Origin of the sequence: Thiocystis violacea (assembly GCF_016583565.1) — a bacterium.
In the GTDB taxonomy this organism is placed as follows: domain Bacteria; phylum Pseudomonadota; class Gammaproteobacteria; order Chromatiales; family Chromatiaceae; genus Thiorhodococcus; species Thiorhodococcus violaceus_A.
Genome location: NZ_NRRF01000226.1, coordinates 1 through 893, shown reverse-complemented (window position 1 = coordinate 893; position 893 = coordinate 1). Strand labels below are relative to the sequence as shown.

The 893-nt window shown below is 62.0% G+C and carries 1 protein-coding gene; it reads left to right on the top strand.

Annotated elements, in window-relative coordinates:
* Window positions 1-893, top strand: an 893-nt coding sequence (locus CKO23_RS24915; protein WP_200336255.1) for a PD-(D/E)XK nuclease domain-containing protein, incomplete at both ends; no start/stop codon positions are given.

Below are 893 nucleotides of genomic sequence, written 5' to 3'. Positions count from 1 at the left end.
CTCTGCGGCTATACCGAGCATGATCTCGACACCGTCTTCGCACCCGAAGTTGAGGGACTGGATCGCGACGAGATCCGCCGTTGGTACAACGGCTACAACTGGACTGGGGAATCGGTCTACAACCCCTTCGATGTGCTGCTGCTGTTTCAGAAGCGCCAGTTCCGCCCCTGGTGGTTCGAGACCGGCACGCCGCGCTTCTTGGTCGATGTCCTCACCGAACGCGGCTATTTCACCCCCAATCTGGCCTACCGTCAGACCAGCCTGGAGCTGCTCTCGACCTTCGATGTCGAGCAGATCAACAGCGATGCGCTGCTGTTTCAGACCGGCTATCTGACCATTCACCAGGTCGAGGAGCCGCTGACCGGCTACTGGGTCTATACCCTGGGCTATCCCAATCACGAGGTCGAGACCAGTCTCAACGCCGCCTTGCTGATCGGTTACGGGGTAGACGGACAGTGCGCCTTCGCCAATCGGCTGCGGCTGCTCAAGCTGCTGGAGGCAGGCGACCGCGCCGGACTGCAGGGGCTGTTCGACGCCTTCTTCGCGAGCATCCCCAGCGACTGGTTTCGCAACAACCCGATCGCCCGCTACGAGGGCTATTACGCCAGCGTTTTCTATTCCTATTTCGCGGCGCTGGGGCTCGATATCGTGTTGGAAGACGCCAGCCGTGGCGGGCGTCTGGACATGGCGGTGCGCTTCAAGGGCCAGGTTTATCTGTTCGAATTCAAGGTCGTCGAGCTGGAGCCCGAAGGTCGGGCGTTGCAGCAGATCAAGGATCGTGGCTATGCCGACAAGTACCGCGCGGACGCTCAGCCGATCCACCTGATCGGGGTGGAGTTCAGCCGCGAGCGCCGCGCGGTGGTGGGGTTCGAGGTGGAGACGCTGGAGCCGGC